The 22400-nt window shown below is 73.6% G+C and carries 22 protein-coding genes; 4 read left to right on the top strand and 18 right to left on the bottom strand.

What is annotated here, in order from left to right; genetic code table 11:
- Window positions 1–66: 66 nt before the first annotated feature.
- The 3 genes from ACIPWA_RS18975 to ACIPWA_RS18965 all read right to left on the bottom strand — a co-directional run bounded on the left by ACIPWA_RS18975 (window position 67) and on the right by ACIPWA_RS18965 (window position 3240).
- The gene (locus ACIPWA_RS18975) at window positions 67–933 is read right to left on the bottom strand and encodes an ABC transporter ATP-binding protein (RefSeq protein ID WP_082608569.1); all 867 of its coding nucleotides are present in this window, start codon (window positions 931–933) and stop codon (window positions 67–69) included.
- Between the two features lie 87 nt (window positions 934–1020).
- Entirely contained in the window at window positions 1021–1890 is an 870-nt protein-coding gene (locus ACIPWA_RS18970; RefSeq protein WP_400292159.1) for a universal stress protein, read from the bottom strand.
- Window positions 1891–1962: 72 nt separating this feature from the next.
- Window positions 1963–3240 carry an APC family permease gene (locus ACIPWA_RS18965; RefSeq protein WP_400292158.1) on the bottom strand — a complete coding sequence of 426 codons (1278 nt, stop codon included), beginning with the start codon at window positions 3238–3240 and terminating at the stop codon, window positions 1963–1965.
- Window positions 3241–3569: 329 nt separating this feature from the next.
- Here ACIPWA_RS18965 and aspS point away from each other — a divergent pair, with 329 nt between their 5' ends.
- Window positions 3570–4883 (top strand): aspartate--tRNA(Asn) ligase, encoded by a 1314-nt coding sequence (aspS, locus tag ACIPWA_RS18960; RefSeq protein ID WP_400292157.1) that lies wholly within the window; start codon window positions 3570–3572, stop codon window positions 4881–4883.
- 62 nt (window positions 4884–4945) lie between these two features.
- Here aspS and ACIPWA_RS18955 read toward each other — a convergent pair whose 3' ends face one another.
- From ACIPWA_RS18955 to ACIPWA_RS18930, 6 genes are all read right to left on the bottom strand, one after another.
- Window positions 4946–6415: a sodium/solute symporter gene (locus ACIPWA_RS18955; RefSeq protein WP_056647048.1), complete on the bottom strand. Its 1470-nt coding sequence runs from the start codon at window positions 6413–6415 to the stop codon at window positions 4946–4948.
- Entirely contained in the window at window positions 6412–6837 is a 426-nt protein-coding gene (locus ACIPWA_RS18950) for a heavy metal transporter (RefSeq protein ID WP_400292156.1), read from the bottom strand. The genes ACIPWA_RS18955 and ACIPWA_RS18950 overlap by 4 nt, the downstream gene beginning before the upstream one ends.
- Window positions 6834–7583 (bottom strand): LytR/AlgR family response regulator transcription factor, encoded by a 750-nt coding sequence (locus ACIPWA_RS18945; RefSeq protein ID WP_400292239.1) that lies wholly within the window; start codon window positions 7581–7583, stop codon window positions 6834–6836. Before ACIPWA_RS18945 ends, ACIPWA_RS18950 begins: the two co-directional genes overlap by 4 nt.
- An 83-nt stretch (window positions 7584–7666) precedes the next feature.
- On the bottom strand, window positions 7667–8875 hold the full coding sequence (locus ACIPWA_RS18940; protein ID WP_056764957.1) for a sensor histidine kinase: 1209 nt from the start codon (window positions 8873–8875) through the stop codon (window positions 7667–7669).
- 167 nt (window positions 8876–9042) lie between these two features.
- The gene (locus ACIPWA_RS18935) at window positions 9043–9240 is read right to left on the bottom strand and encodes a YbdD/YjiX family protein (RefSeq protein WP_369800645.1); all 198 of its coding nucleotides are present in this window, start codon (window positions 9238–9240) and stop codon (window positions 9043–9045) included.
- A 10-nt stretch (window positions 9241–9250) separates the two neighbouring features.
- Complete coding sequence (locus ACIPWA_RS18930; protein WP_400292155.1) at window positions 9251–11536, bottom strand: carbon starvation CstA family protein; 2286 nt, start codon at window positions 11534–11536, stop codon at window positions 9251–9253.
- 226 nt (window positions 11537–11762) lie between these two features.
- Here ACIPWA_RS18930 and ACIPWA_RS18925 point away from each other — a divergent pair, with 226 nt between their 5' ends.
- On the top strand, window positions 11763–13367 hold the full coding sequence (locus tag ACIPWA_RS18925; protein WP_056647060.1) for an ABC-F family ATP-binding cassette domain-containing protein: 1605 nt from the start codon (window positions 11763–11765) through the stop codon (window positions 13365–13367).
- Between the two features lies 1 nt (window position 13368).
- On the opposite strand, the gene ACIPWA_RS18920 is transcribed toward ACIPWA_RS18925, so the two are convergent.
- Window positions 13369–14268 carry a glycosyltransferase family 2 protein gene (locus tag ACIPWA_RS18920; RefSeq protein WP_400292154.1) on the bottom strand — a complete coding sequence of 300 codons (900 nt, stop codon included), beginning with the start codon at window positions 14266–14268 and terminating at the stop codon, window positions 13369–13371.
- A gap of 151 nt (window positions 14269–14419) precedes the next feature.
- Between ACIPWA_RS18920 and ACIPWA_RS18915 the strand changes: the two genes are divergently transcribed.
- A complete protein-coding gene (locus ACIPWA_RS18915; RefSeq protein WP_400292152.1) occupies window positions 14420–15016 on the top strand; it encodes a DUF4240 domain-containing protein in 597 nt (198 codons plus the stop codon).
- Window positions 15017–15135: 119 nt separating this feature from the next.
- Here ACIPWA_RS18915 and ACIPWA_RS18910 read toward each other — a convergent pair whose 3' ends face one another.
- Window positions 15136–15723 carry a hypothetical protein gene (locus tag ACIPWA_RS18910; RefSeq protein WP_400292150.1) on the bottom strand — a complete coding sequence of 196 codons (588 nt, stop codon included), beginning with the start codon at window positions 15721–15723 and terminating at the stop codon, window positions 15136–15138.
- Window positions 15724–16085: 362 nt separating this feature from the next.
- On the opposite strand from ACIPWA_RS18910, the gene ACIPWA_RS18905 reads away from it, so the two are divergent.
- A complete protein-coding gene (locus ACIPWA_RS18905; RefSeq protein ID WP_400292149.1) occupies window positions 16086–17012 on the top strand; it encodes a ketopantoate reductase family protein in 927 nt (308 codons plus the stop codon).
- Window positions 17013–17045: 33 nt separating this feature from the next.
- On the opposite strand, the gene ACIPWA_RS18900 is transcribed toward ACIPWA_RS18905, so the two are convergent.
- Genes ACIPWA_RS18900 through narH form a run of 7 tightly spaced genes read right to left on the bottom strand, consistent with a single transcriptional unit; the run spans window position 17046 to window position 22399 of the window.
- A complete protein-coding gene (locus tag ACIPWA_RS18900) occupies window positions 17046–17471 on the bottom strand; it encodes a hypothetical protein (RefSeq protein ID WP_400292148.1) in 426 nt (141 codons plus the stop codon).
- A 6-nt stretch (window positions 17472–17477) separates the two neighbouring features.
- Window positions 17478–17732 (bottom strand): MoaD/ThiS family protein, encoded by a 255-nt coding sequence (locus ACIPWA_RS18895; RefSeq protein WP_400292147.1) that lies wholly within the window; start codon window positions 17730–17732, stop codon window positions 17478–17480.
- 41 nt (window positions 17733–17773) lie between these two features.
- Window positions 17774–18937, bottom strand: a complete 1164-nt coding sequence (gene moaA / locus ACIPWA_RS18890) for a GTP 3',8-cyclase MoaA (RefSeq protein WP_449870969.1) — start codon at window positions 18935–18937, stop codon at window positions 17774–17776.
- Between the two features lie 2 nt (window positions 18938–18939).
- Window positions 18940–19410 (bottom strand): molybdenum cofactor biosynthesis protein MoaE, encoded by a 471-nt coding sequence (locus tag ACIPWA_RS18885; RefSeq protein WP_068709691.1) that lies wholly within the window; start codon window positions 19408–19410, stop codon window positions 18940–18942.
- Window positions 19407–20114 (bottom strand): respiratory nitrate reductase subunit gamma, encoded by a 708-nt coding sequence (gene narI, locus ACIPWA_RS18880; protein ID WP_056647083.1) that lies wholly within the window; start codon window positions 20112–20114, stop codon window positions 19407–19409. The genes ACIPWA_RS18885 and narI overlap by 4 nt, the downstream gene beginning before the upstream one ends.
- Before the next feature lie 3 nt (window positions 20115–20117).
- Window positions 20118–20876: a nitrate reductase molybdenum cofactor assembly chaperone gene (gene narJ, locus ACIPWA_RS18875; RefSeq protein ID WP_400292145.1), complete on the bottom strand. Its 759-nt coding sequence runs from the start codon at window positions 20874–20876 to the stop codon at window positions 20118–20120.
- A complete protein-coding gene (narH, locus tag ACIPWA_RS18870; protein ID WP_056764974.1) occupies window positions 20873–22399 on the bottom strand; it encodes a nitrate reductase subunit beta in 1527 nt (508 codons plus the stop codon). The genes narJ and narH overlap by 4 nt, the downstream gene beginning before the upstream one ends.
- Window position 22400: the final 1 nt, after the last annotated feature.

Genomic DNA, 22400 nt, shown 5'->3' with positions numbered 1-22400 from the left:
CGGCGTCGGGCTCGGTGGGCCACCGCGCGGGGGTGCGCGGCGGCACGGGGTTCGTCGGCTCGGTCGTCAGGGGACGGCGACGAGCCTGCGGGTCGTGTGCCGCCCGACGGGCGCGGTCTGCACCGTGCCCGTCAGCGGGTCGTGCGTGACCTCGATGCGGATGCCGTAGGTCTCGCTCAGGGCGTCGGCCGTCAGGACGTCCACGGCCTCGCCCGCGGCGCGGACGACGCCGCGCTGGAGCAGGACCACGTGGTCGGCGACCGCGGCCGCCTGGTTGAGGTCGTGCAGCACGACGCCCACGGCCACGCCGTGGTCGTCCGCGAGGTCGCGCATCAGGTCGAGGATCTCGACCTGGTAGCGCAGGTCCAGGTAGGTCGTGGGCTCGTCGAGGAGCAGCACGCCCGTGTCCTGCGCGAGGCACGTCGCGAGCCACACGCGCTGGAGCTCGCCGCCCGACAGCTCGTCGACGCCGCGTCCCGCCATGGCCGCGACGCCCGTGACGTCCATGGCCCAGGCGATCGCGCGGGCGCCGTCGGGGTCCGTGGAGCGGAAGCGTGCCCGGTGCGGGTGGCGCCCGTACCCGACGACGTCGCGCACGCTCACGCCGTTGGGCGTGGGCCTGCTCTGCGAGAGCAGCGTCACGCGGCGCGCGAAGTCCTTGGGGTGCAGCGCGAGCGCGTCGGGGACGTCGGGCAGGCTCACGGTGCCTGCGAGCGGCTTGTGGAGCCGGGCGAGCGAGCGCAGGAGCGTCGACTTGCCGCTCCCGTTGGGCCCGATCAGCGCGGTGACCTGTCCGGGGAGCAGTCGCAGCGAGGCGTCGTGCACGACGGCGTTCCCGTCGTACCCGAGGCTCAGCCCGGCACCGGCGAGGGCCGGTCGGGCGGGGTCCTGGGCTGCCGTGGCGTCGTCGGCTCCCGGTAAGGTCTGGCTCACAGAGGTGAGCCTAACCAAACATCTGGACCGGGTGAAACCCTCGGACCCGAAGATGTGGTCGGGATCACTCGAGAAGGGCGGTCGCGCTCAGCGCACGATCGTCACGGGGCAGTGCGCCTCGCGTACCAGCGCGTGGCTCACCGATCCCAGGACGAGAGCCGCGAACCCTCCCCTGCCGCGCGAGCCCACGACGAGCCGCTCGGCCCCCTCCGAGGCCCTGACCAGCGCGGGGGCCGGGTAGGCCTCGACCGTCTGTCCCTCGACCTCGATGCCCTCGAACGCCTCGCGCACCTGCGCGAGCGCCGCGGCGAGCTGCCGCTCGGCGCCCTGCTCGGCGCGCTCGCGCGGGAACTCCGCAGCGACGTAGCTCTCGAGATGCGCGGAGGCCCGCGTCCACCAGGCGACCACCACTCGCAGGGACGCCTGCCGCGAGACGGCCACCTCGGCCGCGTGGAGCAGCGCGTCGGTCGAGGCCGCCGACCCGTCGACCCCCACCACGACGGGCAGGTTGACGTCGCGCAACGCCTCGACGTCGCCGTGCACCACGACGACCGGGCAGTGCGCGTGGGCGGCGACCGCGAGCGCCACCGAGCCGCCGAGCTCGCCGCGCACCCGCCCGTGGTCCCCGGAGCCGACGACCACGACCGAGGCGTCGAGCGACGCCCCGACCAGGGTCGCCGCAGGGGTCGTGTACTCGACGGTCGCCTCGACCTCGAGGTCCGGCTCGACCTCGAGCGCCTTGCCACGGCCGCGGTCCGCGAGCGCCCGGGCTCCGGCCTGCGCGTCGTCCCCTCCGCCCGGCAGCGAGGGTTCCAGGTGGGAGTCGTGCGCGTCGCGGGCGAAGACGACCTCGAGGTGGGCGCTGCGCCGTCGGGCTTCGCGCGCAGCCCAGCGCACCGCAGAGGTCGCCGAGGGCGACCCGTCATACCCGACAACGACCGGTCCGACGCTGGACATACGTCCATCGTCACCCCGTGGGCGTCCTGGCGCGAGGGCTGGGGCGTCGCCAACGGACGCGTCGCAGCCGGGTCACGTGCTGGGCGTCCGCCGCGCGACGGCCCGGACGACGGCACGTCCGGCCAGCCCCACGAGGAGCACCGCCCCGCCCGCGAGCACGGACGCCGGCGGGAGCGAGGCGGCGAGCACCACGCACCCGACGAGTCCCAGGACCTGGAGGACGCGGGGCCGGCGACGGTCGTCGGGCCCCTGCGTGAGGGCCGCGAGGTTGGCGACCGCGTAGTACGTCAGCACCGCGAAGGACGAGAACCCGACGGCCGTGCGGAGGTCGGCGACCAGGACGAGGACGACGAGGACGACCCCCAGCACGGCCTCGGCGCGCGCGGGCACCCGGTGGACCGGGTGCACCACCGCGAGCGGGCGCGGCAGGTCGCCCTCCCGCGCCATCGCGAGCGTCGTCCGCCCCACCCCGGCGACGAGCCCCAGCAGCGCTCCCCCGCAGGCCGCGGCGGCGCCGACCCGCACGATCAGGTCCCCGCCGGGCCACCCGGCCGCGCCGACGAGGTCGGCGAGCGGCGCCGTCGACCCGGCGAGGGCGTCCACGCCGAGCGCCCGCAGCGCGCCGAACCCGACCACCGCGTAGACGACCACCACGATCCCGAGCGCGAGCTGGATCGCCCGCGGGATCGTCACGCGCGGGTCGCGCACCTCTTCCCCGAGCGTCGCGATCCGTGCGTACCCGGCGAACGCGAAGAACAGCAGTCCCGCGCTCTGGAGCACCCCGTACGCCCCCAGGGGTGCTCCCGCCCCCGGCGCGGCCCCTGCGACGGGGGCCTGCCACGCGACGACGACCACGAGCACCAGCACGAGCGCCGTCACGGCGCCCAGGAGGCGCGTCACCTGGGCCGTGCGGGTCACGCCCCGGGCGTTGACGGCGACCAGCGCCACGACGACGAGCGCGGCCACGGGTCGCTGCGCGCCGGGGGCGGCATAGGCCGCGAAGGTCAAGGCCATGGCCGCGCACGAGGCCGTCTTCCCGACGACGAACGACCACCCCGCGGCGAACCCCCACCACGGTCCCAGGCGTTCACGCCCGTACGCGTAGGCCCCGCCCGACGTCGGGTAGCGAGCCGCGAGCTGCGCCGTGGACGTCGCGTTCGCGTAGGCGACCAGGGCCGCGAGCGCGAGCCCCGCGAGGAGCCACCACCCGGCCGCGGCGGCCGCCGGGGCGAAGACCGCGAACACTCCGGCGCCGAGCATCGAGCCGACGCCGATCACGACGCTGTCGGCCAGCCCCAGGCGCCGGGCGAGCGGGGCGGGCCGAGAGGGCGGGGCGGGCTCTGCGGTCATGGTGCGACCGTAGCGAGAGCGGGTGAACGGGAGGTGCCGCGCACGCTGGGTGCATGGTTCGGCTGCGACACGCCCGGCGAGTCGCAGCCGAACCATGCACCCGGCGTCCGCCCGGAGAAATCCCGCGACGCCCCGGCTGCACCATGGGTAGGGTCGGGACCGGTGGACGTGAGGCGTGACGACCCTCGGCCCGGCTCTCGCAGCACGGGCGGACGTCCCCCGCGCGTGCGGCGTACCGACGAGAGGCCGGGACCTCCCGGCGAAGGAGTGGTGGCACAGCGACCTAGCCCCCGCCCGCTCCTCCCGGGCCTTCGCCTGCTGGAGGAACCATGAGACCACCCACCCCACCCGTCGCGCTTCCCGGCTCCCGCACCCTCGCCGCCGACCTCTCGTCCGTGCCGCCCGGCACCTCCGTGACGCTCCGTGGCTGGGTGCACCGCCGCCGCGAGCTCGCCGCGGTCACCTTCCTGGTCCTGCGCGACCGGTCGGGCCTCGCCCAGGTCGTCGTGCGCGCGGGAGACGGGCAGGACGTGCCGCCCGAGGAGACCGTGGTCGAGGTGACCGGGGTCGCCACGGCGAACGCCCAGGCGCCTGGGGGGATCGAGGTCACCGCGCCGACCGTCGTCCCCCTGACCGACCCGGCCAGGACCCCTCCCGTCGAGCTGTGGCGTCCTGCGCTCGACGTGGCGCTGCCGACCCTGCTCGACCACGCGGCGGTCGCGTGGCGCCATCCCGCCCAGCGCGCCCGGTGGGAGGTCGCGGCCGCGTCGCTGCGGGGCTTCCGGGAGGTGCTCGACGCGCAGGGGTTCACCGAGGTCCACTCTCCCAAGATCGTCGCGTCGGCGACCGAGTCGGGGGCGAACGTGTTCGCGGTCGACTACTTCGGCGGTCCCGCCTTCCTGGCGCAGAGCCCTCAGTTCTACAAGCAGCAGCTCGTCGGGGTGTTCGAGCGCGTGTACGAGGTGGGGCCGGTCTTCCGCGCCGAGCCGCACGACACGGTCCGCCACCTCGCCGAGTACGTCTCGCTCGACGTCGAGCTCGGGTTCGTGCACGACCACCGCGACGTGCTGCGGGTGCTGCGCGACGTCCTGGCGGGCATGGTCGCGGGGGTGCACGAGCTCGCGGCAGGGGCGGTCGCGACCCAGGGGTTCGAAGTCCCGGTCGTGCCCGACCAGATCCCGGTGATCCACTTCGCCGAGGCCCTGGCCCTGGTCGGCGCGCCCGCGGACGAGCCCGACCTGGCCCCCGAGCACGAACGCGCCCTGGGGAGGTGGGCGCTCGCCGAGCACGGCAGCGACTTCCTCGCCGTCGAGGGCTTTCCGATGGCCAAGCGCCCCTTCTACACGCACCCCCAGCCCGACGACGCGCGGTGGAGCAACAGCTTCGACCTGCTCTTCCGCGGTCTCGAGCTCGTCACGGGCGGTCAGCGGCTGCACCGGCACGCGGACTACGTCTCAGCGATCACGGCCCGTGGCGAGGACCCGGCCGCGTACGCGACCTACCTCGAGGCGTTCGAGCACGGCATGCCGCCGCACGGCGGGTTCGCGATCGGCCTCGAGCGCTGGACGGCTCGCCTGACGGGGGCGGCGAACGTCCGGGAGGTCACGCTGTTCCCGCGCGACCTGCACCGGCTCGTGCCCTAGCCCGACGTCGAGTGCATGGTTCGGCCGCGACTCGCCGGGCGTGTCGCAGCCGAACCATGCACTCAGCGCTCGGGAGCCCGCTCCGGCACGTGCAGCCGCCGCAGGAAACGGTCGGTGCGAGGCTGCGGCCCGCGCCGGTCGCGCAGGGACACGACGACCGTCGTGGCGGTCGCGAGCGGGATCGTCCAGGCCGCGGGCTGGGCCAGGAGGCTGCGCGCGAGCCCGTCGCCGGGCCCCAGCGCCGAGGTCACGAGGAGCGCGACCGCGCACAGCGCGCTCCCGACGACCATGCCCGCGATCGCGCCGCGCGCCGTGAGCCGACGCCACCACACACCCAGCAGGATCGTCGGGGACAGCGCCGAGGCCGCGAACACGAACACCGTCCCGACGCTCGTGACGAGCCCCTGCGGGATGGTCACGAGCGCGAACGCGAGGGGCACGATCGTGCACGCGACCGCGGACCAGCGGAACGAGCGGACCGTGCCGCCGAACAGGTCCTGGCTCACGACCCCCGCGAGCGAGACCACGAGCCCCGAGGACGTCCCGAGGAACGCCGCGAACGCCCCGGCGATCACGAGCGCCGAGAGCAGCTCGCCGCCCAGGCCGGGCACGAGGCGCGCGGGCAGCACGAGCGCCACCGTGTCGGCGACGCCGGGCTCGGCCAGGTCGGGCGCGACGACCCGGGCGACGAGCCCCATGGTGCTCGAGACCATGTAGAAGACGCTGATCATGACGATCACCACGACCGTGGTCCAGCGCGCCGAGACCCCGTCGGGGCTCGTGTAGAAGCGCACGAGGACGTGCGGCAGTCCGATCGTGCCGAGCAGGAGCGCGAGCAGCAGCGAGACGGTCGTGTACGTGTCGTAGGAGCGTGGCCCGGCCTCGGGCGGGAAGACCTGGGCCGGGTCGAGCGCCAGGTCCTGCCCGCCGAGCACGACCAGCAGGAAGACCACGGGGATCGCGAGCGCCGTGAGCTTGACCCAGAACTGGAACGCCTGGACGAACGTGACCGAGCGCATGCCGCCCGCGGCGACCACGGCGCTCACGACTGCGGCGACCCCGACCGACCCGACCCACGGCGGCACGGGGGCCACGGTCGTGATGACGAGCGCGGCGCCATGGAGCTGCGGGACGACGTACAGCCACCCGATGACGAGCACCAGGACGCTCGTGACGCGCCGGGCGGCGAGCGAGTCGAGGCGTGCCTGGACGAAGTCGGGGATCGTGTAGGCCCCGCTGCGGCGCAGCGGCCCGGCCACGAACAGCAGCACGAGCAGGTACCCCGCGGCGTACCCGACGGGGAACCAGAACGCCTCGGCCCCGGAGAGCAGCACGAGCCCGGACAGGCCCAGGAACGTCCCGGCCGACAGGTACTCGCCGCTGATGGCCGACGCGTTCCACACGGGCTGCACGGTGCGCGAGGCGACGAAGAAGTCGCTCGTGGTCCGCGAGATGCGCAGCCCGTAGAACCCGATGAGCCCGGTCGCGAGCAGCAGCAGGCCGACCGCGACGAGCGGCAGCGCCGAGGTCACTCGTCCTCCACGAGGGCGCGGAAGCGTCGTTCGTTGCGCGCGGCGGCGAGCGCGAACACGAGCGCGAACGCCGCGATGACCGGGTAGAACCCGTAGGCGTGCAGGAGCCACGGGAGCGGCACGCCCAGCAGGTGCACGTCGCCCAGCGTCGGCACGGCGCTCATCGTGACCGTGAGCAGCGCGACGACGGCAAGGAACGACACGACGCACGCGAGCGCGAGCCGCAGCTGCGCCCGCGCGAGGCTGCGGGCGTACACGGCCGCGGGTTCGCTGCCGCCGTCGGGCCCGGAGGTCTCCGCGCCCAGGGGCGTCACAATGCCCGACGGCGCCCGCTCCCCCGGGTGCGTCGCGGCGGCCGGTTCGGCGGCCGGTTCGTCCGTCGAACGGACGACGACCCGCGGCGGGGGCTCCTCGGTGCTCACGGACGTCCTCCGGGACGGCCGAGGAGCGCGTCGCGCACGGCCGGGGCCATGCGACGGCTCACGGGGACCTCGTGCCCCGCGACGACCACGACGGGGTGCGCACCGCCCAGGCGGACCGCGGTCACGGCCGAGCGGTCGACGAGGTAGGAGCGGTGCACGCGCAGGAAGCCCGCGGCCGCCCAGCGTTCCTCGAGGTCGGAGAGAGGCTCGCGCACCAGGTAGCTGTCGCTGTCCGTCACGAGGCGCGAGTAGTCGCCCTGCGCCTGGACCCACCGCACCGCGGAGCGCAGCACGACGCGCGTCGTGGTCCCGACCGTCACGGCGATGGTCTCGTCGGCAGGGGCACGGGCGTCGGGCGCCGCCCGGCCCGCGTCCCGCAGCGCGGGGCGGCCCCCGGCCGCGTGACCCGCGACAGCGCGCTCGACCGCCCGAGCCAGACGTTCGCGCCGCACGGGCTTGAGCACGTAGTCGACCGCCTCGACCTCGAAGGCCTCGATGGCCCGGGCCTCGTCGGCCGTCACGAACACCACGGCGGGCCGCACCGAGAACCGCGACAGCGCGCGGGCGAGGTCGAGCCCCGTGAGGCCGGGCATGTGGATGTCGAGGAACGCGACGTGCACGGGGTGCTCGGACAGCCAGCGCAGGGCCTCGGACCCCGAGGCGACGCCGTGCACCGAGCGCACGTGCGGGTCGCGGCGCAGGAGCTGGACCAGCTCGTCGAGCACGGGCCGTTCGTCGTCGGCCACGAGGACGTCGACGCCGTCGGGCCGGACCTCGCCCGGGCTCTCGCCCGGCGCACCGGACCCGGTGGCCCGGGGACCGTCGTCGTTCACGGCCTGCTCACCTCGGTCTCGTGCTGGGGCTGGGACTTGGGGACGCGCATCCGCACGAGGGTACCCGCGCCCTCGTTCGTCTCGATCTCGAGCGCGTGCTGGTCGCCGTAGAGCTGGCGCACGCGCGTGTCGACGTTGCGCAGACCGACGTTGGTCGCGCGCGAGCCCGACGCGAGCAGGGCCCGCAGCGTCTCGGGCGACATCCCGACGCCGTCGTCCTCGACCGTGATCTCCGTCTGGGTGCCCTCGTCGCGCGCGCTGATGACGATCGTGCCCCCGGCCTCGCGCGGTTCGAGGCCGTGGCGGACCGCGTTCTCGACGAGCGGCTGGACGCTCAGGAACGGGATGACGGTCGAGAGCGACTCGGGCGCGATCTGGAGCGTCACGGTGAGCCGGTCGCCGAACCTCGCGCGCTCGAGCTCGACGTACGAGTGGATGCTGTGCAGCTCGTCGGCGAGCGTCGTGAAGTCGCCGCGCCCGCGGAACGAGTAGCGCGTGAAGTCGGCGAAGTCGAGCACCAGGTCCCGCGCCCGCTCCGGGTCGGTGCTGATGAACGAGGCGATCGCGCCGAGCGAGTTGTAGATGAAGTGCGGGCTGATCTGGGCGCGCAGGGCGCGCAGCTCGGCCTGGGCCAGCGCGGTGCGCGAGGCCTCGAGCTCACCGAGCTCGAGCTGGGCCGCGCACCACTGCGCGACCTCGCCCGTGGCGCGCACGAGCGGCGGGCGCACGCGCGCCGCGAACGCGACCACGGCGCCGGCCACGGTTCCCCCGGCGAGCACGGGGGCGCCCACGGCCTCGAGCGGACCGTCCGGCGAGGGCGTGCCCGACGACGGCTCGCGGCCCCCGTAGACCTGTCGCCTGCCCGTCTCGACGGTCCGCGCCCCCACGCGCTCGGCCTCGGCCAGCAGGTGGGCCGGGCCGTCGAGGGCCACGACGCCGTCCGCCGTCACGACCGCGAGCGCGTCGCAGCCCAGCAGCGCACGCAGGTGGCGCGCTGCTCGGCCGACGTCGTCGCCCTCGAGGCCGTCACGCAGGTGCGTGGCGGCGCGCGACGCGAGGTGCAGGGTGCGGAACGTCGCGCGCTCCGAGTCGCTGCCGAGCTCGCGGGTGCCGCGGGCCAGCCGCCAGGCGAGGACCAGCGCGCCCGTGAGGAGGACGCCGACGACCAGGCCGACGACGGCTCCGGTGAACGCGGGTCCGGACATGTCGAGATCCTCTTCCGGGAAGTCGCGGGGCAAGGGCCGGTACGGGCGGGCACGGCGGTGACGCCGGGCCGGGAGGGCCTGCCACCGCAGGTGGCCGGTCCTCCCGACGATATCGCCGTCGTGCCCCTCGCCGTGGCGAGAGGGCGACCGTCGCCGTCCTCTCCGGCTCAGCAGCAGCGGGCGCCGGGGTTGCGGTCCTGGTCGTCCATGCGCTGGCGCCAGAACTGGCGCTCGGTCAGGACGGGGACGTCGGGCCCGTGCGCGGCGCGGCGGTGCTCCACGTACACCCGGTACGCGTCGTCGCCCATGAGCTGGCGGACGTACCAGGCCGCGCCCCTCGCCGCGCGGGCGAGCGCGTCGCGCACGGGCCCCACGTCAGTGCCCCGCGCCCGAGGACACGGGCCGCTTATCGGGCGGGAGCTGGGCCCACTCGGCCTCGATCTCCTTCTCGGTCGCGGTCGTCAGGAGCCCTGCGGGCGCGAAGCGGCGCGAGGCCACGGGCTCGTCCTCGTGGTTCTCCCCTCCGCCCGCACGCAGCGCCTTGACGGTCGTCACGAGGGCCGCGACCATCACGACGATCGCGAGGACCACGAAGATGATCGACAGCGTGCCCTGGACGAACGTGTTGCGCACGACCGCCTCCATGGCCTCGACCGAGGTCGCGGTGCCGAACGAGGTCTCGCCCGCGGCCAGGGCCTCCTTGAACGCGTTGTGGTTGGCCCAGTAGCCGACCGCCGGGACCGGCGAGAAGATCTTCTCGAACGACGCGGTGATGGTCACGACCGCGGTGAACGCGAGGGGCAGCGCGACGATCCAGAGCCAGCGGAAGTACGACCGTCCGCGCTTGGCCACGATCGCCAGGACGACCGCGAGCGCGATGGCCGCGAGGAGCTGGTTGGCGATGCCGAACAGCGGGAAGAACGTGTTGATCCCGCCGAGGGGGTCGGTCACGCCGAGGTAGAGGATGCTCCCCCACCCCGCGACCATGACCAGGGTGCAGAACCACACGCCGGGGCGCCACGACACGTCACGGAACCTGGGCACGACGTTGCCGAGCGAGTCCTGGAGCATGAAGCGCGCGACGCGCGTCCCGGCGTCGACGGCCGTGAGGATGAACAGCGCCTCGAACATGATCGCGAAGTGGTACCAGAAGCCCATCATCGAGGCGCCGCCGAACAGCTGCTGCATGATGTGCGCCAGGCCCAGCGCCAGGGTCGGGGCGCCACCCGTGCGGGACACGATGGACTCCTCGCCGACGGCCGCCGCGGTCGAGGACAGCATGTCGGGCGTGAGGTTCACTCCGGCCAGGCCGAGCGAGTTGACGAACGCGACCGCGCCCTCGATGGTCCCGCCCGTCGCGGCGGCCGAGGCGTTCATGGCGAAGTAGATGCCGCGGTCGAGCGAGATCGCCGCGACGAGCGCCATGATCGCGACGAACGACTCCATGAGCATGCCGCCGTACCCGATGAAGCGCGTCTGACGCTCCTTCTCGAGCAGCTTGGGCGTCGTGCCCGAGGCGATGAGCGCGTGGAAGCCGGAGAGAGCGCCGCACGCGATCGTGACGAACAGGAACGGGAAGAGCGACCCGGAGAACACCGGGCCGGTCTCTCCGCTCGCGAACTCGCTGACCGCGGGGACCGAGATCTCGGGGCGCACGATCACGATCGCACCCGCGAGCATCACGATCACGCCGACCTTCATGAAGGTCGACAGGTAGTCGCGCGGTGCCAGGAGCAGCCACACGGGCAGGACCGCGGCGATGAAGCCGTAGATGATGATGCCGATCGCGATCGTCGTGCGGTCGAGGTGGAACAGGTCCGCGCCCCACGGGGTGTTCGCGACCCAGCCGCCGCCCACGATCGCGGCCATGAGGAGCACGAAGCCGATGATCGAGACCTCGGTGATGCGCCCGGGGCGCAGGTAGCGCAGGTAGACGCCCATGAACAGGGCGATCGGGATGGTCATCGCGACGCTGAAGACGCCCCAGGGGCTCTCGCCCAGGGAGTTCACGACCACGAGCGCGAGGATCGCGACGATGATCAGCATGATGAGCAGCGACGCGACGATCGCGGCCGTGCCACCGATGCGCCCGAGCTCCTGGCGGGCCATCTGACCGATCGTGCGCCCGCCGCGACGCATCGAGAAGAACAGGACGACGTAGTCCTGCACCGCCCCCGCGAAGATGACGCCGACGATGATCCAGACCGTGCCGGGCAGGTAGCCCATCTGCGCCGCCAGGACCGGGCCCACGAGCGGGCCGGCGCCCGCGATCGCCGCGAAGTGGTGCCCGAACAGCACGCGGCGGTCGGTCGGGACGTAGTCCTTGCCGTCCGAGCGCACCTCGGCGGGCGTCGCACGGCGGTCGTCGGGGCGCGTGATGTACCGCTCGATGACCTTCGAGTAGAAGCGGTAGCCGATGAGGTAGCTGCACACCGCGGCGAACACGAACCAGATGGCGTTGACGGTCTCGCCGCGCACGAGCGCGAGCATGACCCAGGCCACGCCCCCGAGCAGCGCGATCCCGGTCCACAGCGCGACCTTCTGCCAGCTCCAGCGGGGCGCGAGGGCGGACTCGGGGACCGCGGTCGGCGGAAGGGTCGGGTCGGGCGAGAGCCCGTCGTCCGGGGCGGCCTCCGCGGTCGATCGGATGTCTGTGGTCATCGGTTCTCTCTCCCTCAGGTCGCGTCGTTGCGTCCGACCGGGAAAGGCTAGGGACACCGCAGGCCCGTGATCCACGTCACGTCGACGGGCGGTCGAGGTGTGCGACGAGCGGTAGGTCACGTGCGACGAACGGTTGCCGTACGGCAGCCCGCAAGGGTGCGGACAGCCCGCCCGCGTAGTGTTCGGGGTCGTGCCGACGTGCGGCACGGAGCCCGAGAGGACCCCTGTGAGCCTGATCCGCCTGAACGCCGTGAGCATGCAGTTCGACGACAAGGTCGTGCTGCGCGACGCCTACCTCAAGCTCCGCGAGGGCGAGCGCGTCGGGCTCGTGGGCCGCAACGGCACGGGCAAGACGACGTTCCTCGAGCTCATCCTGGGGCGCAAGGAGCCCACGGCCGGGACGGTCGACGTCAACCTCGGGGTCACGATCGGGTACTTCTCGCAGTTCTCGGAGCTCGCGGGCCACCGCAGCGCGGCCGAGGAGCTCAGCGCGTTGTTCGCCGACGTCCACGCGACGCAGGAGCGCCTCGACGCGATCGGCGAGCGCCTCGCCGAGCCCGACCTCATGGACGACGGCGGCGACGAGATGACGCGGCTCCTGACCGAGCAGGCCGACCTGTTCGAGCGCATGGACGCGATCGACGGGTGGTCGTACGAGAACACGATCGACACGGTCCTCACGCGCCTCGGGTTCGACGCCGAGCGCCGCGACCTGCCCGTCGACCAGCTCTCGGGCGGTTGGCGCAACCGCGCGGCGCTCGCACGGATCCTCGTGCAGCGTCCCGACGTGCTGCTGCTCGACGAGCCCACCAACTTCCTCGATCTCGACGGCGTGCGCTGGATCGAGAACTGGCTCCAGACCTACCCGGGCGCGGTGCTCGTGGTCTCGCACGACCGTCAGTTCCTCGACGGGGCCGTCAACCGGATCGTCGAGATCGAGAACCGCCGCCTGCACGAGTACGAGGGCGGGTACTCCGACTACGTGCACGCCAAGCAGTCGCGCCTCAAGACCATCGAGCGCCAGTTCGCGCACGAGGAGGAGCTGCTCGCGTACGAGGTCGAGGCCAGCGACGCCCGCAAGCAGGCCGCGAAGGACAAGAGCCGCGGGCTCAAGCGCAAGCTCGCCGACATCAAGAAGCGCCAGGCCCCTCGCCCGGTCGACCAGATCATCACCACGATCTACGCGGACCTCCACGTGAGCGAGCGCCTGGTCGAGGTCGAGGGCCTCACCAAGGGGTTCGGCGGTGACCCGTTGTTCAGCGACCTGACGTTCGCGCTGCACCGGGGCGACCGCGTGGCCGTCGTCGGGGCGAACGGGTCCGGCAAGTCGACGCTCCTCGACGTGCTCACCGAGGTCGTCCCGCCCGACGCCGGGCAGATCACCTGGAAGAAGAACTCGACGTTCGTCTCCTACAACCAGGTCGTGGCCGACCTCGACCTGGACGACACGGTCGCGCACGCCGTCAGCGCGGCCCCGGGCACGCTCGCCTACTCCGCGACCAAGAAGAACGTCAACCGGTTCCTGACGATGCTGCAGTTCTCCGAGATGGAGCTCAAGCAGAAGATCGGCACGCTCTCGGGCGGGCAGCGCGCCCGTGTCGCAATCGCGCAGTGCCTGCTGTCGGGCGCCTCGGTGATCGTGCTCGACGAGCCGACCAACCACCTCGACCTCACGAGCGCACAGGTCATGGAGCGCGCGCTCGCGCACTTCCCCGGCGCCGTGGTCGTCGTGAGCCACGACCGCTACTTCATCGACAAGGTCGCCGACCGCCTCCTGACGTTCGACGGCGCGGGCGGCGTCGACGAGACGGCCGCGAGCGGCGCTCTCTGACTCAGCCCTCCGGGACGGGGGCGGCGGTCCGGGCCGTCGGCGCACCGGCGCTCGCCGCCCGGGCGGTCGCGATCCGCACGACCGCGGCCATGCCGCCGTCGCCGTAGGTAGAGTCGTCGACCGGGACCTCCGGGTGGTCGAGCACCAGCTGCTCCCAGGCGTCGAGCCGCGCGATCGACGCCGCCTCCTGGGCCAGCAGCACCGCGCGCAGGTGCTGTTCGAACAGGGGGCGGTGCCGGTCGACCAGGTGACCGTAGAGCGCGATCCGTTTGTCCATGCTGCGCACGTTGGCCGAGGTCGGGGACGTGCGGTACTCGACGAGCGCCTCGGGCACGATCTCGATCCGGCCGCCCGCCGTGAGCAGCGCGAGGAAGAAGTCCCAGTCCTCGAACCCGTCCCGCATGCGCTCGTCGTAGCCTCCGGCCGCGCGCCAGCGGTCACGGCGCAGCATCACGGTGGCCGGCGAGGCGTTGCGGTGGAGGAAGTCGACCGCCGCTCCCCCGGCGGGGCGGGCGACCGCGTGGGCGACGCCGTGCATGCGCAGCCAGGACGAGGCGCCGACGACGTCGGCATCCTCCTCGAGGAGGGCTGCGGTCCGCTCCACGAAGGTCTCGGCCAGGCGGTCGTCGCCGTCCAGCACGACCGCGAGCTCGGTGGTCAGCCGGGACAGCCCGGCGTTGCGGGCCGCGCTCACGCCCGCGTTCTCCTGGCGCAGGACCTGCACCTCGCCCTCGGCGCGGAGCACGTCGAGGACCGCGAGCGACCGTGCGTCCGTCGAGCCGTCGTCGACCACGACGACCTGGTCGGGTGCCCGGGTCTGCCTCAGCACCGACTCGACGGCCTCTCGCACCAGGTCTCCCTGGTCGAACCCGGTCACGACCACGCCCACGGTTGCTCGCACGCGACGATGCTAGCGGCTACCCACCGCACGTCGGTGGCCTCCCCTTGAGCGCGGCCGTGACGGCGCCGACCAGGCGCTCGGCGGGCGCGCATCAGGTGCATACCAGGTGCACGCCGGGTGCATGTCAGTGGTGGCCCCTACATTTCCCGCCATGGACCACGACACCTTCTGGCAGCTCGTCGACGACGCTCGGACCCGCGCAGGGCAGGGGGCCGACGACCGCGGCGCGCAGGACGACCCGCTTCCCGGCACGCTGACCGCCCTGCTCGTCGAACGGCTGGCGCCCGACGAGATCCTCGCGTTCGCGGCCGTGGCCGACGAGATGAGCGCAGCCGCCTACGCCTGGCCCGTGTGGGGCGCTGCCTACCTGATCGAGGGCGGGTGCAGCGACGACGGGTTCATGGACTTCCGCGACGGGCTCGTGCTCGCAGGGCGAGACGTGTTCACCCGCACGGTCGCGGACCCGGACTCGCTCGCGGAGCACCCCGTCGTCCTCGGCATGGGCGGAGGGGGCTCCGGCTGGTTCGGGTACGAGTCGCTCGGCTCGCTCGTGGGCGAGGCCTGGACGCGGACGACCGGCCGCGACGACGAGGAGTACTACGCGGCCCGCGAGGCGGCGTCGTCGTCGCGCGACGGTGAGGACAGCGAGGAGAGCTCTTCGTCCGACCCGAGCGGCGAGAGCTGGGACTTCGACGACGAGGACGAGAACCGCCGTCGGCTCCCGCGCCTCGCGTCGCTCTTCGACTGACCTGCGCCCCACGGCCAACGCCCGCCGGCCGGTCGGTCGTTCAGGACGGCTCGGCAGGGGCGGGCAGGTGGCCGAGGCGGGGTGGCACAGGGCTGAGCCGGTCGGGATCCGGCCCAGCCCTAGCCGATCCCGGAGTCCTGCTCGTCGGCGTCGGACGCCGGCGCGAGCCCGCCCAGGATCGCCGCTGCCGCACCCAGCACCAGCCCCACGCGCGCGTGCGGCGCACGCACGCCGCGAGCGCGCAGGCGCTCACCCCACCGGTAGGCCACCTTCTCCCCGACCACCGCGAGCGCCGTCGTGACCCCGAGGACCACGACCGCCCCGGTGGCTACCGCGGTCCTCCCGGCAGGAGTGATCTCGACGGGCGTCAGCCCGTGCAGCGCCTTGTCCGGGACGTCGCTCGAGTCGGCCACGCTCGGGACGGCTGTGCCCACGACGGACACGGGCCCGCCCACGCGCGCGTCGTCGCGCCCGGGCTCGCGCACCGTGTCGCGCAGCCGCCGGACGCCCTCGAGCGCCTGCCGGCCTTCCTCGGTCCGCAGCAGCAGGGCGATCCCGGACACCCCGCACACGGTCTTGAGCAGAGCCCGGGTGCTGCGCCGCTCGACGAGGTCGGGCACGGTGTACCACGCGGCCGTCACGAGCCCGTAGACCGCGGCCGAGCGCGCGTCGAACGTCCATGGGCGAGTGGTCTCGGTCTGGTTCACCGGCATCGCTGTGTCCCTCGCTGTGCGTCGTCCGCACGTCGTCCGTCCCGGGCACGCGTCGATACCTGCGTACCGGTATGCGCCCACGGGCTGTCGTGTAGGCACCAACGAGGCACCCGCACGGATCGTTCCACCGACACGCCGCCCGGCCTCGCCCACACGGTGCGTGCCGGCTGGTCCGTTCACGCGGCGCACGCCCGACCCGTCCGTCCACGCCGTGACGCCAGCGCCGGGTGCCCACGCCGAGCGCGCCGGCGCCGGGTCGTGACGACCCTCACTCCCCCAGGGACCGCGCCTCGCACCGAGGTGACGCCCCGGCGTGTTCTCCTGGGACCTCGATCGTCAGGACGAGGGAGACCGTGGTGGGACAGGACGTGGCAGGGATCGTGGACGAGGCGGAGAGCACGGACCGGACGAGCGTCGCGGTCCTGGGTGCCGGTGGGGTCGGAGGGCTCGTCGGCGCGCTGCTGAGCCGTGCGGGCGACGACGTGCGGTTCGTCGCTCGTGAGACGACGGCCGAGTCGCTGAACGAGCACGGCCTCCGGGTCCGGAGCGGGCTGCTCGGGGACTTCGACGTCCCCGTCCGGGCGACGACGCACCTCGGTTCCCCCGTCGACGTGCTTCTCGTCGCGGTCAAGCAGACCGGCCTGGCGGACGCCCTGGACCTCGTCCCCCGGGAGGTCCTCGGGGACGGCGTCGTCGTGCCGCTCCTCAACGGCGTCGAGCACCTGGACGTGCTGCGAGCCCGCTACGGCTCCGAGCGCGTCGTGCCCGCGACGATCCGGGTCGAGTCGACGCGCGTCGCCCCGGGAGAGATCGTGCACGGCAGCCCGTTCGTCGAGATCGACCTCGCGGCGGGCGACGTGCCCCTCGAGGCGGTCGAGTCGGTGCGTGCCCTGCTCGCGGGCGCGGGCATCACGACGACCGTGCGTGCCAACGAGCCGGCGCTCGTCTGGGCCAAGCTCTCCTTCCTGGCCCCGCTCGCCCTGCTCACCACGCGGTACGCCGCGACCATCGGCGAGGTGCGTACGACCCACCGGTCCGAGCTCGAGACGCTCGTCGCCGAGGTCGCAGCCGTGGCGGCGGCATCAGGCGCTCCCGCGGACCCCGCTGCTTCGCTGGCCCTCTACGACAGGTTCCCCGCGGGCGCGCGGTCCTCGATGGAGCGCGACGCCCAGGCGGGGCGTCCCCTCGAGGTCGACGCGATCGGCGGCGCGGTCGTGCGCGCGGCGAGCCGCCTCGGGGTCGCGGTCCCGCTCACCTCGCGGCTCGTCGCCGAGCTCGGCTGACCGCCGGTCAGGATCCGTCGGGCGCCCGTCCGGCTACCAGTCGGCGGGCACGACCCAGTGCCGCGGCGCCGCCTCGTGCTCCAGGAGCCTGGCCTGGACCTGCCGGCAGTGCAGGTCCCTCCGTTCGGCCGTGAGCCCGTCGAGCCACGCGACGTAGCGTCGCTCGAGGCGCCGGAACCGCGCTCGCCCGAGCGCCAGGACGACGACCGAGACGAGCCAGGGGGCCGTGAGCAGCACCGCGGCGATGCTCACGGCCGCCGGGACCGTCAGGACCGGGTGGGCGCGGAGCCCGCACCACAGGACCACGACGGCCACGGCGAGCTGGCTCACGCTCGCCGCGAGCAGCCACCCGCTCGTGACCGGGCCGTGGAGCCCCCCGCGCCGGTGACCGCACGGCACGAACGTCGCGGCCGGCGCGTCGAGCGGCGGGAAGCGCTCGTGCGTCGGAGCGCTCTGCACGTCGGCTCACCCACCCGCGAACGGCGGGAGCACGTCGATCGTCACGGGCTCGGCGACGGGGGTGGCGGCGGCCTCCGGGCGCAGCGCGCGCCCGTCCTGGAGGTAGGACGAGACGACCTGCACCCGGCGCATCGCCTCGCCGTGGCGTCGCGCGCTCGCGCGGAGGGCGGCGGCCGGGCTCTCGGTCTCGATCACCTCCTCGTCCAGGCCGTTCGCTGCGGCGCGGGCCGCGGCGTAGTAGCGCAGGGTGATGGCGGGCATCTCGGTGCTCCTTCTCGTGGGCGGGTCGGGGGAAGGGTGGGTCAGCCGCCGATCGCGGACATGCCGCGGGCGGGCTGCTCGAAGCCGGCGGTGCCGACGGTGTGGCCGGCAGCCTTGGCCCGGACCGCGAGGCCGAGGGCCTGCGCGATCCGTTCGTCGTCGCCGCCCGTGCGCAGGATCGTGCGCAGGTCGGTCTCGTCACGGGCGAACAGACAGTTGCGGAGCTGGCCGTCGGCCGTGAGCCGGATCCGGTCGCACGCCCCGCAGAAGGGCCGCGTCACCGACGCCACGATCCCCACGACGGCGTCGGTCCCGTCGACCCGCCAGCGCTCGGCGGGCGCGGCGCCGCGCGTCGGCACCGGGACCAGGTCGAACTCCCCGGTGAGCGAGGCGAGCACCTCGTCGGCCGTGACCATGCCCTCGCGGGTCCAGGTCCGGCCCGCGTCGAGCGGCATCTGCTCGATGAAGCGCAGCTCGTAGCCTCGGTCGAGCGCGAACCGCAGGAGGTCGACCGTCTCGTCGTCGTTGACCCCTCGCACGAGCACGGCGTTGAGCTTGGTGCCCGTGAAGCCTGCCCGGTCGGCCGCCGCGAGCCCGTCGAGGGCCCGCCCGAGCCGGTCCCGGCGGGTCAGCCGCGCGTACCGCTCGGGGCGCAGGGTGTCGAGCGACATGTTGAGGCGGCCGAGCCCCGCCGCGCGGAGCGGCTCCGCGAGCGCCGCGAGGCGCAGCCCGTTGGTGGTCATCGAGATCTCGGGCGCCCCCGGGAGCGCTGCCAGGCCGGCAACGATCTCGACGATGTCGGGCCGCAGGAGCGGTTCGCCGCCCGTGAGGCGGATCTCCTCGACCCCGTGGCGCACCGCCACGGCCGCGACCCGTGTCATCTCGGCGACCGTGAGGAGCTCCTCGGAGGGCAGCCACGGCATGCCCTCGGCAGGCATGCAGTAGGTGCAGCGGAGCGAGCAGCGGTCGGTCAGCGAGATCCGCAGGTCGCGGTGGCGGCGCCCGAACCGGTCGACGAGCCCGGGAGCGTCCCGTCGGTCCGCGTCCGACGGCCGGTCCGTGCCCGACGGCGCCCCTCCCCCGGGCAGTGCGTCTCCCGACGGCGTCGCGCGCCCGGGGACCGCACGACCGGACGCGACGTGCTCGGCGGGTGCGGCGCCGTCGGGCAGGAGATTGCCGACCGGGCGCTCGACCGCGGGCGCGATGCTCACAGCGCCCCGACCCACTCGTGCGTGCCGTCGGCGAAGACCTGCCGCTTCCACACGGGCAGCGCCGCCTTGACCTCCTCGACCAGGTCGCCGCACACCGCGAAAGCCTGGGCGCGGTGCGCCGAGGACACGGCCGCGACGAGCGCGACGTCGCCGACCGCCAGGTCGCCCACGCGGTGGGACACCGCGACCCGGACCGCGCCCGAACGGGCCGCGACCCGCGCGGCGATCTCGCCGATGATCCGGTCGGCGTCGGGGTGCGCCTCGTAGGTGAGCGCGGCCACGGAGCGGCCGTCGTCGTGGTCGCGCACCACGCCCGCGAACGTCACGACCGCCCCGGCGTGGGCCGAGGCCACCGCGCGCTCGTGCTCGGCCACGTCGAGGACGGACTCGCCCACACCCGCGAGGACGACGAGCGCGTCGGCCGCCACCTCGGTCGCCGCGTCCGCAGGGAGGCCGGCCGCGCTCATGCCCGCACCTTGCCGCGCCCCGGCGCCGCGGAACGCTGTCGGTAGACCACGTACGGCCGGGCCAGGTACGCCACGGGCACCGACCACACGTGCACGAGGCGCGTGAAGGGCCAGATCGCGAGGAGCAGGCACGCGAGCACCGCGTGCCAGCCGTAGACCGCGGGCGCCGCGGTGATGAGCGACGGGTCGGGCTGGAGGACGAACAGCTGGCGGAACCAGACCGAGACCGTCCCCCGGTACTCGTAGCCCGAGCCGAACACGTTGATCGCGACGGTCTGCCACATGCCGACCCCGATCTCGACCGTGAGCAGGGCGTACAGGACCCGGTCCATGGGGGTCGTGACCACGCGCACGCGGTCCGAGACGTAGAACCGCCGCAGCAGCAGGATCACGAGGCCCGCGCACAGCACGACCCCCGCGACGGTCCCGGCCGCGACCGCGACGACGTGGTACGTGTGGTCCGAGATCCCGAGGGCCCGGGTCCACGACGTCGGGATCAGGAGCCCCGCGGCGTGGCCGAGGATCGCGAACAGCGCCCCAAAGTGGAACAGGGGCGATCCCCAGGCGAGCCAGCGCTTCTCGAGCACCTGGCTCGTGCGGGTCGTCCAGCCGAACTGGTCGTTGCGGTACCTCCAGACGTGCCCCACGACGAAGATCGCGAGGCAGACGTACGGCAGCACCACGAAGAGGAGGGTGTCCCACATGAGTCAGCGTCCTTCCGGGGCGCAGGTGAATTCCGAGGGGCCGAACGGCGCGCCGGGCGTGTCCGTCCAGCTCGCTCCCCCGTAGGGCATCGAGGCGATCTCGAGCCCCGCGTCGTCGGTGGGCGGTCCGCTGAGCGCGAGCTGGTCGACCTCGTCGCGCTGGTGGTCGGTGACCGGGCCCAGGAGGTCGCTCACGGCCTCGAGGATCTCGCGGTAGTGCGAACCGCGGTCGGCGAGCGAGCGCCGGATGAGCTCGATCCCGCCGCGGTGGGTCCGCAACGGCGCCTCGCCGGCCCCTGTCCCGGCCCGCGAGGCGAACTCGAGGACCATGGGCAGGTAGTCGGGGAGCTCGGACTCGTCGGGGGCGAACCCGCATGCGCGGTAGCGCTGCTTGAGCGCGAGGAGCGCCATGCCGCGCTGGCGCGTGTCGCCGTGCAGGTAGTAGCTGAGGAACAGCGACGACTTGCGGCGCAGGTCGAACGTCTCGACGTAGTGGGCGCGCGCGGCGCGCGGCTCCGTCCGCGCGTGCTGGTCCCAGAACGCGCGCAGGTGCGCGGCCGGGGCCGAGTCGGGCAGAGCCGCGACGGCCGCGGCCAGCTCGTCGGCGTCGGCGTACCAGGCGTCGTCGGGGTAGGCCAGCAGGATGCTGGCGAGGGCGAGGACATCGGACCGGGCGGGGACCTCGACGAGGTTCTTGCGCCGCGAGCGCCGCAGGAGCGGGACGAACGCGCGCCTGCCCGACGGCGGAGCCTGGGTCGTCATGACGGCCTCCGGACCTGCAGGGGCACCGAGACGGGTCCGCCGCGCGTCGCGGCCGCGCTCATGCCGGGTCCGCCCGGGTTGTCGAGCGAGCAGCCCGAGGCCCACGAGGCCATCTCGGCCGCGTCCTCCTTGTGCGCCGCGGGGATCACGTAGCGGTCCTCCATCTTGGCGATCGCCAGGAGCCGGTACAGCTCCTCGACGTCCTCGGCCGTGTACCCGACCTGGTCGAGCAGGGCCTGGTCGACGTCGCCGTCGAGCGTGCGCCGACGCATGTGGCTGCGCATCGCGGCGAGCTTCATGAGGACCCCCGCGACGACGTCGACGTCCCCGGCCGAGAAGAGGCTCGCGAGGTACTCGAGCGGGATGCGCAGCGACGCGATGGTGTGGAACACGTCGTCGGCGTCGGCGTCGTCCTTGCCGAGCTCGGTCGTGACGTCCAGGACGGGCGAGAGCGGCGGCACGTACCAGACCATGGGCATGGTGCGGTACTCGGGGTGCAGCGGCAGCGCGACCTTGAACTTCTGGATGAGCTTCCAGATGGGCGAGCGCTGCGCCGCGCCGATCCAGTCCTCGGCGATGCCCGCCGCCCGTGCCGCCGCGATCACCTCGGGGTCCGTGGGGTCGAGGAAGACGTCGCGCTGGGCGTCGAGCAGGTCCTTCGGGTCCTCGACGGACGCCGCGGCCTCGACCGCGTCGGCGTCGTAGAGCACGAGGCCGATGTACCGCAGCCGCCCGACGCACGTCTCGGCGCACACGGTCGGCTGGCCCGCCTCGATGCGCGGGAAGCAGAACGTGCACTTCTCTGCCTTGCCCGTCTGGTGGTTGACGTAGACCTTCTTGTAGGGGCAGGCCGAGACGCACATGCGCCACCCGCGGCACTTGTCCTGGTCGACCAGCACGATCCCGTCCTCGACGCGCTTGTACATGGCCGACGACGGGCAGGCCGAGACGCACGCCGGGTTCAGGCAGTGCTCGCAGATCCGCGGCAGGTGAAACATGAACGTCTGCTCGAACGAGAGCTGGACCTTGTCGACCATCGACGCGAGGTTGGGGTCCTTCGACGCGATCTGCGGCGAGCCGCCCAGGTCGTCGTCCCAGTTGGGCCCCCACGTGATCTTCATGTCCTTGCCCGTGATCGCGCTCTTGGGCCGGGCCACGGGGATCTGCGGAGAGTTCGCCGGCGCGGAGATCAGCTGGTCGAAGTCGTACGTCGCGGGCTCGTAGTAGTCGTCGAGCCCTGGGAGGTCGGGGTTCGCGAAGATCGACGCGAGACGGCGCAGCCGCCCGCCCGAGCGGAGCCGGAGCCGTCCCTTGCGGTCGAGCTCCCAGCCGCCGTGCCACCGGTCCTGGTCCTCGTACCCGCGCGGGTACCCCGTCCCGGGCTTGGTCTCGACGTTGTTGAACCACACGTACTCGACGCCGTCGCGGTTGGTCCACGTCTGCTTGCACGTGACCGAGCACGTGTGGCACCCGATGCACTTGTCGAGGTTCATGACCATCGCTACCTGCGACATGACCCGCATC

It is taken from the genome of Oerskovia enterophila (genome assembly GCF_044748475.1).
Classification (GTDB): Bacteria; Actinomycetota; Actinomycetes; order Actinomycetales; family Cellulomonadaceae; genus Oerskovia; species Oerskovia enterophila.
This window is presented reverse-complemented; position numbering and strand designations above follow the sequence as displayed.